This is a genomic window from Clostridioides difficile ATCC 9689 = DSM 1296, from assembly GCF_001077535.1.
Classification (GTDB): domain Bacteria; phylum Bacillota; class Clostridia; order Peptostreptococcales; family Peptostreptococcaceae; genus Clostridioides; species Clostridioides difficile.
Map to the genome: position 1 here is coordinate 3,330,748 of NZ_CP011968.1, position 16,717 is coordinate 3,347,464.

Consider the following 16,717-nt stretch of genomic DNA (forward strand, 5'->3'; position numbering starts at 1 on the left):
TAGATTTATAAGATTAAATATTTATAAGACTAAATATTTCTAATATATTTTATTTTTTTCTTAATATAGTTGACATTTTTTCCCTTAAATTATAAAATCAAATTAATAACTACATAGGTAGTTACTAATCTTTTATCAAAGGAGTTTCTATATGGATAATATAATTAATGAATTACAAAATATAGGATTTACTAAATACGAATCTCAAATATACATATCATTATTAAAGGAAAGCCCTTTAACAGGATATGAAATAAGTAAATTATCAGGTGTACCACAATCAAAAGTCTATGAAAATATAACAAAGCTATTAAACAATAATATAATTATCAATGTTGGAACTGACCCTATTAAGTACATACCAATAAACCCTAATGAATTATTAAAAAATAAGAAAAAAGAATTTGACAATTCTATGGATAATCTAAAGAATAGCTTACAGATATTAAATAAAAGTAAAAGTGTAGAATATGTTTTAAACATAAAAGGAGAAAAAAATATATTAAAAAAAGCAATAGAAATGATAAAAAATGCAAAACAAGAAATTATAATTTCTTGCCCTTATGAAGAAATTCTTGAATTAAAAAAAGAACTCCTAATTGCTTACAAAAAAAATATTAATATTGAAATACTACTTTTAGAAAACAAAAGTCTGAAAGGTCTTGATAATATTCATATTCATGGAGGTAATAAAACTACACTTGAAAATAAAATGCTTTACAAAGGAATTATTTTGATTGTAGATAATGATGAAATATTGACAGGAAACTTATCAGAAGGCAGTGAGGCCATTTCAATTTGGACAAAAAACTCTAACATTTTATATATTGGAGTTCAATACATAAAACATGAAATTTATATTTCAGAACAAATAAAAGGAGGTTATAAAAATGAACAAAATTAAGATTAAACAAGTTGATGCTTTTACAACTATACCTTTTGGTGGAAATCCTGCTGGTGTCGTTACTGATGCCTCTAACATTTCTGATGAAATTAAGCAGAATGTGGCTAAAGAAATGAATTTATCAGAAACTGCATTTGTTTCAGAGTCAAATATTGCAGATTTTAAAGTACAATTTTTCACACCAGGTTTAGAAGTTGATTTATGTGGTCATGCAACAATAGGTACTTTCCATGCACTTTTGGAAGAAGGGAAGCTTAATACTAATAAGAGTATATTTTATCAAGAAACAAAAGCTGGTGTATTATCTGTAGAGCTTAAGAAAATAAATAATGAAAATATATTTATGATGGAACAGAATACACCTGAATTTGAAAATTTAGATAATTGCAGAAAAGAACTTGCACAAATGATAGGTGTGCATGAAGATAGACTTCTTGAATATCCTATTATAAAGGTAAATACTGGACTTTGGTGGCTTGTATTTGGTCTAAAATCTTTAGATGATTTAAAAAATATCTCTCCAGATTTAAATAAAATCAAAAAATTTAGTGGTGATAATAATATAATTGGTATAACTCCATTTTGTATAGAAACTATAGATAAAAAGTGTGACTACCATTTAAGATCTATAGCACCATATGTTGGAGTTACAGAAGACCCTGTATGTGGAACTGGGAACGCTTGCGTATCATCTTATATAGTACATCACAATATTTTAGATAAAACTAGTTTTATTGGTGAGCAAGGTAACTTTATAAACAGACCTGGAAAGGTATATGTAAATATAACTAGAGAAAACAATGACATAACTTCTGTAAAAATTGGAGGAAGTGCTTATACTGTTTTAAGTGGTGAAATTATGTATTAATCCCATACCTAATAAAAACAAATAAAAATACTAGCTAACTAAAGCTAGTATTTTTATTTGTTATTTTTATTTAATAATCATACTCTAACAAATATTATAATTATATATATCATAATATTGTATTTAGAAGTAAAATTTTATTTTTATTATTAATTAGTTATAAATCAATCTAATACAACATAATTACAGTAGATTAACCTATAAAACATAATAATTGCTTACTAATTATTTATCATCCTCAACAAGTCTACTTAATGTCTTATCAGATAAGAATAATAATATCGCTGCAACAAATAGTATTACTGGAATTATAGTATATACTTTAATCATATCAAATTTAAGAGTAAATGCATATATATATCCATATCCTTTACCAGCTATAAAAGTAGCAAATGTCCATACTCCCATAAGAACACCTAGAAGCTTCTTAGGTGCATACTTACTTACAAAAGAGTTACCAAGTGGTGAGAATAACATTTCACCAAGACTTAAAAGAATACCAAACATGATTATCCATAGTATACTAGCTTTAGCAGTTTCAGGAGCTCCAACTCCTCTTGAAAATTCTGCACCAACAAGCATTAAGAATGCAAGACCTAAGAATATTAATCCAAGACCTGTCTTTTTAAATAAACTCATATCTCCTTGTGGTCTACTAGCAAGTTTAAACCATAATGCTCCAAGAACTGGTCCTAATACTATACATACAAGTGAATTTAATGAGTCAAACCAAGCAAGAGGAACATCAAATCCTCCAACATTCATGTTTACAAATGCTGCACCATAATCATAAACTGCAAGATAAGTTAGATACCAGAATACCCAGAAAATTACAGAGAAGAATGATATAAGTATAATAGCCCAAATTCTCTTCTTATCCATGCTTGTAAGAGGAGACTTATCTTTTTCTTCAATTTTTTCAGCAACTACACCTTCTTTAAAAGGTCTCTTTCCTGCATTCCCAAGGAATCTCCATCCATATATGAACCATATTGCACCTATTACACAAAGTACAGCTGCTATAAAGAAACATTGAGAAAATCCAAGTACACCATTTTTTGCAAATGTTTTAAGGTAAAGAATACCAACTGCTATAGTACCAATAAAAGAACCTATATTAACAAAAGAATACTGTACTGAAAATGCTGTATCAAGTTCTTCTTGACTATCAAAAAGCTGTCCATTTACCGCAGATACGTTACCTTTAAAGAATGCAGTACCAATTGAAACTAAGATTATCATTGCATTTACCATAGAAACTGTAGTTGCAATAGAACCAAGATAGTATCCTACTCCCATGATAAGCATACCTATAGGTATAGTATATCTAGCTCCTATCCATCTATCTGATATATATCCCCCAATTATAGGTGCAAGGTATGTGAATGCAACAAGGTTGGCTTGCATTATAGCAGCTTGTCCTTTATCTATTCCAAGACCACCATGAACTATAGCTGTTGTAAGGAATATATATATTAAGTACTTTGAAGCATAATATGCTGCTCTTTCAAATGAGAAAGTTGTTGAGCAGATATAAAATCCCATAGGAAATTTACCCTTCTTTTTTACTGTTGAGCTCATAATTTTAAATCCTTTCTTAATTGTATTTTTATTTTTTACGTTTTGTCCAAATTCTTTCTTTTATGAAAGATATAATATTATTATTTTGTAAAACAATTTGTAATTATTATTAAGATAATTGCGCATTTATTTGTAGAGTACATATTCTCATGGAATAAAATTAATACACTTCTTAATCATAAATTTAAATTATATAAATTCACTATTTTCAGATATAGTTATAAATTAATATATTCTCATCTAATACCATGAAAAAACCTTCGCCATATGCAATTCTTATTTTTTACGTGATAGTATTTTACAAACTAAAATCCCCCTTTTGTAGCAACTTATGTAATTACATTTTAGTGCTTTTTTAAAGGAGTCTCGAATAAAGCAACATATATTTTGTTCAAATAATGTTTTTATTTATTTTTTAAATTTATATATTACTTCACCCAACCAATTCTCAACTTAAATAACTAAACTACTATCTATTCACAGATTAGGCTTATTTCTTACACATTAGTTTATAATAAACACTGTGAATCTAAACATAAAAACTGTTATTTTAAAGTAATTACCCATATATTCGCTTTGATACTATTTATTGAGGTTATACTCTTTATGTATAATATATTATTTATAAAATACCTCAAAATATATTATTCATAAAATACCTCAAACTGAAAACTTTTTCACGAATATTTATTTTTCACCTCCCCTTTTTTATTTCACCATGTAAATCGTACCATAAATATGCACTTATATGCAAGAAAAAAATCTATTAATCGACAGTAAATAATTAGAAAAATTCAAATTATATTTATCAAGTATATTATATAAAATATTTCCTATGAAAATATAAATTAAATTAATGTTCAGAATTGTTTTTAGATATGAAATCTTGATTTTTTTATTACTTTACTTATTTGCTCAAATATATTTTTGTATGCAGTATATAATAATCAAATTATACACTTCTTATAACTGCATTGATTTGAAAATAATATTAATAATTAATAGAATAAAAAATTTAAATTAAATTTAAAAAAATTTGTTAAGTTGATTGAATACTTTTTTATGTATTTAATTAATTTTATAAATTCAATTATTTTCTAAATTTAGGTATGCTTTACTATATAAAAATGATTTTTTATCTTAATTTTCTAAATATAAGTGAATGCTATCATTTTAAGTATCTTATAAGCAATGTAACTATATATCTCTAATAACTACTTTTTTAACATGCTTAAACTATTTATAAGCTATTATATTTATGTATTAACCTAATAACTTTTTCACTAAAAAATAACAATCTATTCAAAGATAAACTATAGTACTTCTTCTACTTTGTTTCAATAAAATACTAAATAAATTTCGTACATTCACAATTTTTCAGGCTACACTATAAATATACAATATTTATCTTAGTTATAAGTTTAAGAATATTTTTAGTCTTATTTTGTCGAATATCTTTTTAATAAAACTTCATAATTCTAAGCATATTTTTACACTGTGTTTTCATGTACAAAAATAATGCTTACAAATAAACAACATAAATAAAACTTAAATAAGATGGATTCTATTCAACATAGTATCCATCTTATTCATTCAAAACCTAAAAGGATTTTTTATAATATTATATATTTTAAAATCTAAGTAACTCATTATAGTATCAATTTCACTTAAAGCTTACAATACACTTATTAATCTTGTTTTATATTAAAAACATCTACAATAACAATTTAAATCTTTAAGTGATATCCATCTCACACCTAAAGGAGTAGGCTCTCCGCACTATTCTGTAATTCTTCAATACAATCATTATTATTTTTTATATAATTTAATTATATATTTTATTTTACCAAAACCAGCATACATAAATAATACTTAAAATAGATTAAATAAAGGATACTAAAACACTTTATTGAGGTATATGACTTGAAATATATGAACTAACTTCATTAGGAGAAATATCTAAAATAGTTGCAAATTCTTCATTTAATAACCTTTCAGCTTCTTTCATTATATTATCATCTGCTTGATGTGTTTTTTTACCAATAGATTTTACATACTCTCTGTTATTATCTATACTTCTTACTAATTTTATTAACTCTTCACATTTACCACCTCTGAGTATTTTTTTAAATTGCTCACTTCTCAATTTTTCATTATCTATCCATGATGTATCCATATTAGGAATATCATTTATTAATGAAAGCACATTAATTTTAGAAAGTAACTTTCTCATTGGTACTTTTTCATTATCTACAGGAATTTTTATTACTGTATTATTAGAATAAATAGGACTCAATACATAATACTCTTTTTTTATTCCATTTGTAAATCGTTCATTTGTTATATCCATGACTTTGCAGACTCCTGTCATACCATACATTATATAATCATCAATCTTAAACAAAAACATCACCATCCTTAATAAAAAAAATAGTTTTGACAACTAAATCCACCTTGCCAAAACTATCTGCTATATATTATATTTTAACACATTTTAAGACTTAAATGTAAGTAAAACTTATATTATTAAAATTAAAAAATACATTAACCATTGATTAATGTATTTTTTAGATTTTTATAACAAGCATATCAAAATAAATTAATAAAGCTTATCTCCTGTGAATACCTATAAAATTGGTGCTTGGCTATTCATTGAGTACCCATCATTTCTTACATCATTTATTTCTAATATTTCATCATTTGTTTTAACCTTAGTAAGTTTTTTAACTGCTCCATAAGGTTCTTTTAATGAAATTTTATCTCCTCTTCCAGAAATAACCCATAAAATTTTATACCCTCTAGGTATTACTTGTAGTTTATTTTCACCTTTACCATCAGTAAAGTAGACTAACAAATTAATCTTTTTATTATTCGCATACTCAAAGACTGGAGAAAATCTAGTGCCTCCACCTATCCTAATTCTATCTTTTATATCTTTTTCAGTTCTCACTTTATATACACGTCTAATTTCATTATCACATTCTATAATTGTAATTTCATGATTATAGTTTTTCACTATACTAAGAACTTCTTTAATAGCTTGTTTAAACTCTTCATCACTAATACTTCCACTTACATCAAGTGCAACTGCTATTTCTGACTTATGACTTCTAAGTTCTCCCCTCAAATCTAAACGATTTGGTTGTCTTCTATTTCTTCTTGTTATAGTCTTCTTTTTATTATTTTCAACTGTTCCCATTATTCTATTAAGATATAAATTCCATGGCAATTCACCCTTACTATTTTTAAGTGATGATATCATACTTTCTAAATAAGCAGGAACTTTACCTTTTTGAGAACTGTTAATAAATTTTTCAGTAAATTCTCTAAGGGTATTTTCATCTATCTCATTGGATTCATCCCATATATCATGAGTTCTTTCGGGGCTATAATCAATTTCTATATCTCCATATTTATCACTATCATCTTCCTCACCATCTTCATCCACTTCCATCAAATCTAATTCAGTCTGAATCTTTTCTACATAATATTCAAAAGGTTCATATGGTTCAAGTTTTAAGGAATACTTTAAATTTACCCACTCTAAGGTAGTTGCATATGGTGGTAAATTGTTTAGAAATTTATTTACTACTATATCCATTGCCATATTAATTGCTAATGTACTATACTTTCCTTTTAACTCCTTTGCTCTCATCAAATGCATAGATAATATATGATGAATTTCATGTTTAATTGTAGTCTCCATTTGCTTTATGTCAAGCGTTAAAAAGATTATTGGATTAAAATATATAACATATTTAGCTCCCTTAAAATTCACACCTGTAGGACTACTTATATCAAATCTTATTTCTCTTGACATCTGAAACAAAAAATATCCATAAAAATTATCTTCTTCTTCCATAAGACTTAAATTCACTTTATCTACAAGACTAAAAAACTCATACTTAAAATCTTGTGGTATATCTATATCAAATTTCTCATTAGCACGATTTGCCTTTAGCATAGAATGAGTATTTATAATTTCACTTGCTTTATTATAAAGCTCTTTTGCTTGTTTATCAAAATAATTTTCCATACATTATCCCCTTATTAAACTATAAGATTCAAAATATGATTTTACAAACTCTTCATTTTCTATAGCTTTTTTATATACTTCAATATAACTGTTTCTAATATCCTTCATAATACCTATCATTAAATCTACAGGATACATTTTTAAAAATTCAATAAATCTATTAATATAGTGGTTTGATTCATATTTATCATTCTTAATATTTAATTCTAAGTCTTTTAGAATGTTCATAGCTGATAGATAAAGTCTTGTATGACTCTCATTTTTTACTCTTTCTACAATAGACTCATCAATAGATTCTCCTAAAAAAACATCTTCATAGGATATTAATGGTTCAGAGTTTGATTCAATAAAACTTATAAATTCTTCTGCAATAACTTTACCTACATTACCCTTTACAACATTTAAAAATACTGCTCTAGGAATAGAATTATTTTTTTCTTTATAAACTTTATAAATTTTAGATACTCTCTCATAACTTCTAGGAGTGGCTCTTACATCATCTTCATTTATTTTATGCAGATATTCTGGAAAAGTGGAAATAAACTCGATAACTTTTCTTTCAATACCCTCATCTATTGCCCATTTTATCCATTGTGTATGGTCACTCTCCATATTTAACCAAACAAACCTATTTTCTTGGGCTGCATCCATATCTACCACTTGATAATCAAAATCTGAACCATATTTACTTGATGGATTCATTGCTGCTAAAATCTTTACATCATCATGCAGTTTATATCCATTAATTTCTCTATTTAAAATTAAATTCATAAGTTCTTGCTGTACTGTATGCTCACAACGATTTATCTCATCTATAAATAAAAGAACTGTCTTACTTTTAGATATCTCTTCATCAATTTCTCTTAATTTGTTATGAACAGCATACACTGTTGTTTTCTTTTCAGTCTTATATCCATTAGAATTAACTCCTACATAAGATTCTATAGTTGGAAGACCACCTATTTCACCCTCTTTAAGTAAGTTTCCATCAATAACAATTAAACTCCAATCATTTTCTTTGGCAAGCTTATTTGCTAAAGCTGTTTTTCCTATTCCACTTTCACCTACTATTAAAGGTACTTCTCCAGTGGATAATATTAAGTCAACGCTTTTTAATGTGTCTATAAAATTCATTTTTCTCTCTCCTACATAATCTTTAATTTCTCATCTACAGCTATTTTTTTTGCTGTCTTACTTCCATATTTATAAATAAACATAATTTTATCTATTGGTATACTTTCGCTATTTCTATCTATAACACTACAATTCAAAAAATCTCTAATATACTTTTCCTCAACATCTTCTTTGGATAATACTTCTTTTAATACACTCTCTAATTCATCTTTAGATACTTTTTTCAGAATGTACTTAATCACTAAAATATTCACTTTTAAAAATTCCAACATTTTATTTTTATCTAAATCAGTTATAAAGCTAATAGCTGCTTCATTATTTTTTATAGCTATAAGTTCTGCATTGTAACTAGGTGAATCTATATATCTCAAGGCATCATAACTTATTCTCACTGCCTCCTCTTGTACACTTTCATAAGGTTGTTTTATAAACTTTATCGAATCATAATTTTTTCTTACTGCTAATAGTTGTAATTCTTCACTTGGATTTTTAGCATATTTAATTGCCCATCCTGCTTGATTTATAGCCATTTCAATAACTTTATCAGTTGGGTTTTTGATATAATCCAGTATACTCCATCCCTCATTTACTGCTTTTATCATCATATCTTCTGTTGGATTATCTATAAATTTAATTGCTCTAATATTATTATCTATTGCTAGTTCTTGCATCTCTCTGGTTGGATTATTTATATATTCTAGTACAAGCCCATTTTCTTTAATAGCTAACAATTTCATTTCATCAGTTGGATTATCTATTGTAGCTATAATATTGGGATTATTTTTTATCATTTCAATAACTCTCAATTTTTCCATAATGTGCCTTTCCTTCTATAATTATTTTTATATCTATATTAATTATAATAATCTATTCCTATTTATATAATTGTTTCTTATTATAATTAATATACTTTTTAATCAAATTTAAACAGAATAATTATACCAATATATAAAAAAATTTCTAAAAAACAATAAAATTAAGTTATAAACACCAATATATTTCTATTATTTCAATAAGTATACAATTAGATTAGAATCTAACGCTAGTAATAAAAAATTACTTTCCCAAAATAGATATAAGCTTCATTTTATCGTTCAAATAATGAAAATATATTTGATTTCATGCAAAAAGAGTGCCTAATGAACTAAAAAGTTCATTTTGAGACACTCATTTTTTTATATAAATTTATATAGTTTTTAATCGTTCGCATTCAACCACTCAGTTAAGACTTTTATATATTTCTCATTTTCTTCAACGAATGGCATATGTCTTGAATACTCAAATAATTCCCACTTACTATTAGGTATTCTATCATACATAGTCTTTGCAATATATGGTGAACATAAATCTATTGCTCCACTAGTTACTAGACAAGGCTCTTTTATTTCATGTAATCTATCTGTAAATTCATATCCAGAAAGAGTTCCTGTAGGAGAAAATTCATTTTGTCCCCATCCTACAATATATGCTTCAGAACCTGATTTTTTAGGTCTTCTCAGGCACTCTGGAGAATCTTCTGTCACTTCACCTGCACAATACATTTCCATAAATCTTTCTAATGCATCATTATATTCTTTGCTAGAGTAATCTCCAGTATTTACTGCATCAAGTAATGCTTTTTGGTCAACCTCACTCATATATGATATTCTTCTTTTTTGTTCTTTCTCCCAAAGTTTTGCAGAAGAAAGAGTAGATGAAAGGATGTAAGACTTAATACCTTTTGGTTTATATTCAATAGCATACCAAATAGCCTGCATACCTCCCCAAGATTGACCTAACAGATGAATTTCATCAAGTCCTAGATGTTTTCTTAGTTCAATAAGCTCCTCTATCCAAGTATCTGCATTAAATAGCTCAGGATGCCCTTCTACAAATGAATTTCCACAACCAATTTGGTCATACATTATTACTTGTCTACCACTTTCAGCTATCTTATCCAATACCTCAAAATAGTTGTGTGTAGAACCTGGACCTCCATGAAGTAATACTAATGGCTTCTTCCCTTCCGTATTTTCTCCTACTATACGGTAATACGTTTTAAAACCTTTAAAAGGCATATATCCTTCAGTAATTTTCATGTCTATCTCCTCCAATTTGTAATTATAAACAATAATCAAGTTCATTAACAATACTATTTAAAACCTCTTATACATATTTGATTATGTATTTTAATCTTTATACCTACTTTTATAAATAGTATAACATAAAAGTTAAAAATCTCTATACTAAACCAATTATAAAATTATATTAACTATATAATTTTATTTTTTAATAATAGTATATACATATTTGATTATTTTCATTTGCTGCTTAAAATCAATTTTAAGTTTTCTTCCTATAATAAACTTCCTCTTTGTGGTCTCATGTTAGTCTCTAAATTTAAAATTTTACAAAAAATTTTCATAAAATAAAATTATATTGATTGTATCTAAACAAATAGGGCAATAAAATAATTAAGTATAGTTACTTACCTTTCAAGCAATATTAGTTTTATGTTAGAATTTTATTATATTGATTTACAGGAGGTTTGCATTTGAATAATATTAATTCACTTAAAGTAATAAAATTATCTCTTGGATGTTCTCTTGCTATATTTATTGCTTGGCTATTAAAATTAGAATATTCAATGGTTGCTGGAGTTATAGTACTACTTACAGTAAAGGACACTAAAAGAGAAACTCTTAAAGGCTCCATTGGAAAGATTTATGGTTTTCTTTTATGTACTATTTTTTCATATTTATGTTTTAATATTTTAGGATATAATTTGACTTCATTTTCAATATTTATATTTATAATTATACCACTTTGTTTTTTGTTAAATATTCAAGATGTTATTGCTATGTGTGTAGTCATAGCATCCCATTACTACCTTCAAGGAGAAACTTCTATCAAATGGATTTTAAATGAAGCTGGAATATTTGCAGTAGGAACTGGAATAGGTGTCTTAATAAATATGTATATTCCAACAAATATACATAAAATCCATGAAGTTCAAAAAAAGTTACAGGAAGAAGTGAGTATTGTACTTATAGACATTGCAGATATTATTGTAAATCCTAAAAAAGAAAATGGATATAGTAGAGATTTATATACATTAAATTCACTTATTGACAGCAGTATTTCTGAAACTTACGATAATATTAATAATACTTTATTAAGTGATACTAGATTCTTCTTAGAGCATATGGATATTATAAAAAGTCAACGGGATATCTTAGAAAATTTGTATAGTTATGTATCTCAACTAAATTCTACACCACCACAAGCTCATATTCTATCTGCTTTTATACATAAGATAGGTTATACTGAATTTGAAGCTGAAACAGGCAATCTTCTTCTTGAAGAATTAAAGAGACTAATGCTTAGTATGAAAAACCAGCCTCTACCTGTTGACAGAACAGAGTTTGAAAATAGAGCTATTTTATTCCTATGCTTGACTGAGTTAAAACAGTTTTTAGTTAATCGTAAACATGCTCAGATGCTTAGAGATAATAATTTTTATAAATAAAAAGGGGAGAAATCTAGCAGTTGACCTGACTACAAAATATCAGATATAATATTAAATGCGCCCCTAGTAAGAGGGCGCAATGTTTATAACTTATTCTACTGTCATGATTAAATCATTATTCATATCGAACATACATTATTTGACCAAGTCCAATATTAGCTTTTTCATCAGTGATTTCTATTTTAATAGTCACATCATTTTTTTTACAGTACTTCGCTAATTCTGCACCAGAACGATTTTTACCACTAAAATCTAAAGAAAATGGCTTATCATATTTAAAAGGATATTCAACAGGTTTACCCTCTGGTGCTAATGCAAACATCCCATATGGTGTGTTCATAAATCCTATTACAGCAATCGTAAGATTTGATGGGTCTAAATTTGATTCACTACCTGTAAATGTAATTGTATTTACTGATGAATTAACTACACTACATCTAACACCTTCATACATTACATGTTTTTCATTTATATCTTCTCCTTTTTTTCCAAAATTTCCAACAGCCTTTGCCCCTTCTTGATGTGGTAACATAGTGTGCTTCCCAGGTGGTGCTGGTTTCTGTGTCTGTTCTGGTTTTACCGTCTGTACTATTGCACCAACTTTTGGATATGCTGTCTTATCAAATGGTAATGGGTGGCTAAGACTCTTGTATATGATATCCTTTCCTGCTGATTTATTAGCATCAATATCTACATGATACAAACGCCCATCACCAAAACGGATAAGATTCCACTGGTGGTCATTTGATGTGCTGTGTACATAATAAGATTCAATTCCCATAGCATCACACAAAGCTTTCATGCTCCTAGCCATTCCTGAGCATGCACCTTTTTTAGTAACCAATGTATAGGCAGTATTTGCTCCCTCTACTGCATTCCAGTCAACATATGTTGTGTTATTTTTAATGTGATTGTAGGCAACTAAAATCTTAGCATCTGTGGTCATATTCTTTGTGATTTTCTTGTTCATAAAATCTGCTGTTGCTTGTGCTACTGAGTTTAGTTGGGCTTGTGACAGCTTTGGACCATATACGCTATTGGTTCCAGTGACATAGCTTTTTGGTGCTTTTGCTGTTACCTCTTTGGCTGTCATACCATAAACTGTCATACTCATACCTGAGATTAAAACTATTGTTGTAATCAATAACTTGGTAGCTAACTTCCTAATTTTCTTCATACTTAATATTCTCCTTTATAAAACATTGTTACTTCCTATTCTCTACCATTAATAAAATTAATTTAGGATTTAAAAAGGTGGATTGTCAACATGTATATTTCTCCATTCATACATTCGTGAAATATTTAAATTTCATGGAAAATCTAATAGATATTTTCTAGATAATTTGTATACAATACAACTCGCAAATCAGGGTGTTTGCTGTTAGTTTGAGAAAATGATGATGATTAATACATTCGGAATCTTTGACCTATAATAAATACCATTGTCTTCAATCATTAATAATGGTAAGAGTAAAGAGAATTATCAATAATACAGTTAAAATCAACTTTGTATACATTTCATACATTCTCTCCCAACAACATTATACTTCTTATAATTTGTATATTCAATACGTTTTCTGGGAAAATATAGGATATATCTATAAAAATATAAAAAAGGAGTTGAACTTAAAATTTGATTAAAAAAAATCAATTTTAAGACAACTCATTTGTATTATAAAAATGCTATATATTATTATTAAGTAAGTCAATATTTTAGATATTTATCTATTTCTTATTGACTTACGCTTATAGCCTAACTTATTTGTTTAGTTGATATATAACCTAGTTTTAAGCATTATTAATATTTAAATAATCAAGTATCCTTTTTGTTTCTTGTAGTTTCTGTTCTGCCTCATTTAAGTTTTCTTGAATTATAGAAATATATATTATATCTATCAACGTAAGCATTGCTATTCTTGAAGAAATAGCTCCTTCTCTAAGTCTTTTTTCTATATTTGGTACTACTAGCTTTAAATCACTAATCTTACTAAGATGATTGTCACTATATTTAGTTATACAAATGACCTTACATCCTTTTAATTTTGCATTTTCTATAGACTTTATTACTTCTTTTGATTCTCCAGAGTAAGATATTGCTATAGCTATATCTTCTTTATCTACATTTGAAGATACCATAAGTTGTGTATGACTATCTAAAGAGGTAAATGCCTGTTTATTTATCCTTAAAAGTTTCATCTGTAAATCTAGTGCAACTAAAGCCGAACCACCTACTCCAAATATATATACATTTTTAGCCTTTATTATCTGTTCAACTGCTTCTTTTATTATATCTTTTTCATTCAACAACCTTGTTTGGTTGATAGTCTCTATGTTTTTGTTTGTAATTTTGTTTATAACACTATCTATATTACAATCATAGTTTTCATCTACATATGTGTATTCATTTTCTTTGCCCATCAAATCTTTAGCTATCTCAATTTTTAAATCCCCAAAACCCGAATATCCCATTTTTCTAGAAAACCTAACTATACTTGCTGTACTTGTTTTTGAGTTTGACGCCAATTCTGATACAGAAAGCTTACTTATAGCCTCTGTATTATTAAGTATGTAATCAGCTATTTTTTTATCTACTTCCGTTAAATCTTCATATATCTGTTTTAATTTTAAAATGCAACTCATACTCTACCACCTCTACCTATTTACTATAATATTTCTTCTTAGCAAGTAAACATGCTCCTAAATCTGGAGTCAACACTGGTCTCACTATACCAAATCTCGTTTTATTCAAATATTTTTTAAGTGGCTCTAATATTAAATCTCCTGACTTAAACACTCCACCTGAATAAGATACCTTTATCTTTGTACCTTGTTCAAAATGATGATCTAATCCTATTATAAGCCTACTTAATTCATAAGCTGCATCATCAAATATTTTACTAGCAGTATTATCACCTTCAATAACTGCTTTTAAACATATCGTAGCAAACTTTGCTATTTCTATTCTATCTCCTTGTATTTCATCATTTACATATTTTATTATGTCATAATCATTCTCTATATTAAGATGTCTTTTTATTAAATCATATAATTTTGTTTTTGAACACCTTCCATCAGACTGCATTGTGAACATTTTTAAGGTAGCCATTCCTATATAATACGCTGAACCTTCATCTCCTAATACATAGCCCCATCCTCCACATCTGTGAAGATTCCCATCTTTATCTAAAGCCTGTGCTATTGAACCAGTACCTGCAATTATATTTATACCTTTTTCCCCATTTAAAGAACCTGCTAATGCTATTTCTACATCATTACCTAGAGTATAATTTATATGACTATATGCATTTTTTGTTGCTACTTCTAATGCATACAATACTTCTTTTATTTTTCCATATCCAGCAAGTCCAACAAATGCATACGTTATTTCTTCTACATTTATCTTAGCATCTTTACAAACTTCTTCCAACCCAGTTATTAATAATTTCGTTAGATTATCAAATCCTATTTGATTATAATGACAAGTTCCTTTGGTTATGGTTCCTACTATATTTAATTCTTCATCTACTAATGTAAATGTTGTTTTCGTTCCTCCACCATCTACACCTAAAAAATACATACTATCCTCCTACAATATCTTTAATAATTCTTTCAATACTTAATATCTAAAAATAACCTTCCAATGCTGTTTTTTTAATATTGAAAGGTTATCAGTACTATTATTTATTTTACAATTTTTCTATTGATTTTAAAGCTTCACTTATATAACCTTCTTGTCTATCTAGGATACTCTTTGCACTATCCTTATCTAAACCACTTTTTATCATAAATATAGCCAATTTAACGCTATTATCTGCTTCTTCTAAGAATTTTTCTGCAACGTCATATTTTACATTTGTAGCTATCATTATTATTCTTTTTGCTCTTTCAACCAACTTTTCATTTGATGTCTTAACATCTACCATCAAGTTTGAGTATACTTTTCCCATCTTAACCATAGAAGCTGTTGTTAACATATTACATACCATTTTTTGAGCTGTACCACTTTTCATTCTAGTTGAGCCCATTATTACTTCTGCCCCTACTATAATGTTTATTGGTAAATCCGCTTTTTTACTCATTTCACTATTCGGATTCATAGTTATTGATAGTACTGCACACCCCAATTCCTTAGCATACTCCATTGCACCTATAACATAAGGAGTCCTTCCTGATGCAGCTATACCACATATAACATCCTTAGATGTAACTCCTCTATCTATTATATCTTGCTTTCCAAGTTCTTTATCATCTTCAGCACCTTCTATTGCTTTAAATATTGCTTGATTTCCACCAGCTATTATAGCTTGAACAAGCTCAAAATCCACTCCGTAAGTTGGAGGACATTCTGTGGCATCTAGTATTCCTATCCTCCCACTGGTACCTGCTCCTATATAGAATAATCTACCTCCCTGCTTCATTCTATCTACTATTATATTAACAGCTTTTGCTATACTCTCCTTTTGTTCTTCAACAGCATAGGCTACAGTTTTATCTTCGTTATTTATTAATTCTATTATGCCTAATGTATCTTCTTTATCTATTTGCAATGTATTCTTATTTCTACCTTCTGTAACTAAATTTTCTAAAGTTTTTATTAACATATCATTTCCTCATTTTCTTAATATTAAATTTTTAAACACATTTTAATTCCAACTTTCATAATTATATTTTTATAATAAATTAATA

General features: G+C 27.3%; 13 protein-coding genes. 3 read left to right on the forward strand and 10 right to left on the reverse strand.

Going from position 1 to position 16,717, the window contains the following annotated elements; genetic code table 11:
• Positions 1–151 precede the first annotated feature (151 nt).
• Both CDIF1296T_RS15635 and CDIF1296T_RS15640 read left to right on the forward strand, forming a co-directional pair.
• Positions 152–904, forward strand: coding sequence for a TrmB family transcriptional regulator (locus tag CDIF1296T_RS15635; RefSeq protein WP_009898105.1), 753 nt, complete (start codon positions 152–154; stop codon positions 902–904).
• Positions 891–1,772 (forward strand): PhzF family phenazine biosynthesis protein, encoded by an 882-nt coding sequence (locus CDIF1296T_RS15640; protein ID WP_009898106.1) that lies wholly within the window; start codon positions 891–893, stop codon positions 1,770–1,772. Before CDIF1296T_RS15635 ends, CDIF1296T_RS15640 begins: the two co-directional genes overlap by 14 nt.
• 225 nt (positions 1,773–1,997) lie before the next feature.
• On the opposite strand, the gene CDIF1296T_RS15645 is transcribed toward CDIF1296T_RS15640, so the two are convergent.
• The 6 genes from CDIF1296T_RS15645 to pepI form a co-directional block, all read right to left on the reverse strand.
• Positions 1,998–3,353: a peptide MFS transporter gene (locus CDIF1296T_RS15645; protein ID WP_003432047.1), complete on the reverse strand. Its 1,356-nt coding sequence runs from the start codon at positions 3,351–3,353 to the stop codon at positions 1,998–2,000.
• 1,906 nt (positions 3,354–5,259) lie between these two features.
• Positions 5,260–5,763 (reverse strand): CarD family transcriptional regulator, encoded by a 504-nt coding sequence (locus CDIF1296T_RS15650; protein WP_022620559.1) that lies wholly within the window; start codon positions 5,761–5,763, stop codon positions 5,260–5,262.
• 216 nt (positions 5,764–5,979) lie between these two features.
• Complete coding sequence (locus tag CDIF1296T_RS15655) at positions 5,980–7,389, reverse strand: vWA domain-containing protein (protein WP_009898108.1); 1,410 nt, start codon at positions 7,387–7,389, stop codon at positions 5,980–5,982.
• A gap of 3 nt (positions 7,390–7,392) precedes the next feature.
• A complete protein-coding gene (locus CDIF1296T_RS15660) occupies positions 7,393–8,523 on the reverse strand; it encodes an ATP-binding protein (RefSeq protein ID WP_003439899.1) in 1,131 nt (376 codons plus the stop codon).
• 11 nt (positions 8,524–8,534) lie between these two features.
• Entirely contained in the window at positions 8,535–9,338 is an 804-nt protein-coding gene (locus CDIF1296T_RS15665) for a hypothetical protein (protein WP_003432058.1), read from the reverse strand.
• 381 nt (positions 9,339–9,719) lie between these two features.
• A complete protein-coding gene (pepI, locus tag CDIF1296T_RS15670) occupies positions 9,720–10,601 on the reverse strand; it encodes a proline iminopeptidase (RefSeq protein WP_003439900.1) in 882 nt (293 codons plus the stop codon).
• Between the two features lie 455 nt (positions 10,602–11,056).
• Here pepI and CDIF1296T_RS15675 point away from each other — a divergent pair, with 455 nt between their 5' ends.
• Positions 11,057–12,031, forward strand: a complete 975-nt coding sequence (locus CDIF1296T_RS15675; RefSeq protein ID WP_009898109.1) for an aromatic acid exporter family protein — start codon at positions 11,057–11,059, stop codon at positions 12,029–12,031.
• Positions 12,032–12,146: 115 nt separating this feature from the next.
• Here the strand turns inward: CDIF1296T_RS15675 and CDIF1296T_RS15680 are convergent, their stop codons facing one another.
• The 4 genes from CDIF1296T_RS15680 to murQ form a co-directional block, all read right to left on the reverse strand.
• Positions 12,147–13,208, reverse strand: coding sequence for a transglutaminase-like domain-containing protein (locus tag CDIF1296T_RS15680; RefSeq protein ID WP_009898110.1), 1,062 nt, complete (start codon positions 13,206–13,208; stop codon positions 12,147–12,149).
• 611 nt (positions 13,209–13,819) lie between these two features.
• Positions 13,820–14,671, reverse strand: a complete 852-nt coding sequence (locus CDIF1296T_RS15685) for a MurR/RpiR family transcriptional regulator (RefSeq protein ID WP_003439904.1) — start codon at positions 14,669–14,671, stop codon at positions 13,820–13,822.
• Between the two features lie 16 nt (positions 14,672–14,687).
• The gene (locus tag CDIF1296T_RS15690) at positions 14,688–15,608 is read right to left on the reverse strand and encodes an N-acetylglucosamine kinase (RefSeq protein WP_009898111.1); all 921 of its coding nucleotides are present in this window, start codon (positions 15,606–15,608) and stop codon (positions 14,688–14,690) included.
• Between the two features lie 109 nt (positions 15,609–15,717).
• Entirely contained in the window at positions 15,718–16,632 is a 915-nt protein-coding gene (gene murQ, locus CDIF1296T_RS15695) for an N-acetylmuramic acid 6-phosphate etherase (RefSeq protein ID WP_003431390.1), read from the reverse strand.
• Positions 16,633–16,717 lie beyond the last annotated feature (85 nt).

Excerpts from the sequence above, each read along its gene's own strand:
- CDIF1296T_RS15635 (WP_009898105.1), top strand. The coding sequence starts at position 152 with ATGGATAATATAATTAATGAATTACAAAATATAGGATTTACTAAATAC.
- CDIF1296T_RS15640 (WP_009898106.1), top strand. The coding sequence starts at position 891 with ATGAACAAAATTAAGATTAAACAAGTTGATGCTTTTACAACTATACCT.
- CDIF1296T_RS15645 (WP_003432047.1), bottom strand. The coding sequence starts at position 3,353 with ATGAGCTCAACAGTAAAAAAGAAGGGTAAATTTCCTATGGGATTTTAT.
- CDIF1296T_RS15650 (WP_022620559.1), bottom strand. The coding sequence starts at position 5,763 with ATGTTTTTGTTTAAGATTGATGATTATATAATGTATGGTATGACAGGA.
- CDIF1296T_RS15655 (WP_009898108.1), bottom strand. The coding sequence starts at position 7,389 with ATGGAAAATTATTTTGATAAACAAGCAAAAGAGCTTTATAATAAAGCA.
- CDIF1296T_RS15660 (WP_003439899.1), bottom strand. The coding sequence starts at position 8,523 with ATGAATTTTATAGACACATTAAAAAGCGTTGACTTAATATTATCCACT.
- CDIF1296T_RS15665 (WP_003432058.1), bottom strand. The coding sequence starts at position 9,338 with ATGGAAAAATTGAGAGTTATTGAAATGATAAAAAATAATCCCAATATT.
- pepI (WP_003439900.1), bottom strand. The coding sequence starts at position 10,601 with ATGAAAATTACTGAAGGATATATGCCTTTTAAAGGTTTTAAAACGTAT.
- CDIF1296T_RS15680 (WP_009898110.1), bottom strand. The coding sequence starts at position 13,208 with ATGAAGAAAATTAGGAAGTTAGCTACCAAGTTATTGATTACAACAATA.
- CDIF1296T_RS15685 (WP_003439904.1), bottom strand. The coding sequence starts at position 14,671 with ATGAGTTGCATTTTAAAATTAAAACAGATATATGAAGATTTAACGGAA.
- CDIF1296T_RS15690 (WP_009898111.1), bottom strand. The coding sequence starts at position 15,608 with ATGTATTTTTTAGGTGTAGATGGTGGAGGAACGAAAACAACATTTACA.
- murQ (WP_003431390.1), bottom strand. The coding sequence starts at position 16,632 with ATGTTAATAAAAACTTTAGAAAATTTAGTTACAGAAGGTAGAAATAAG.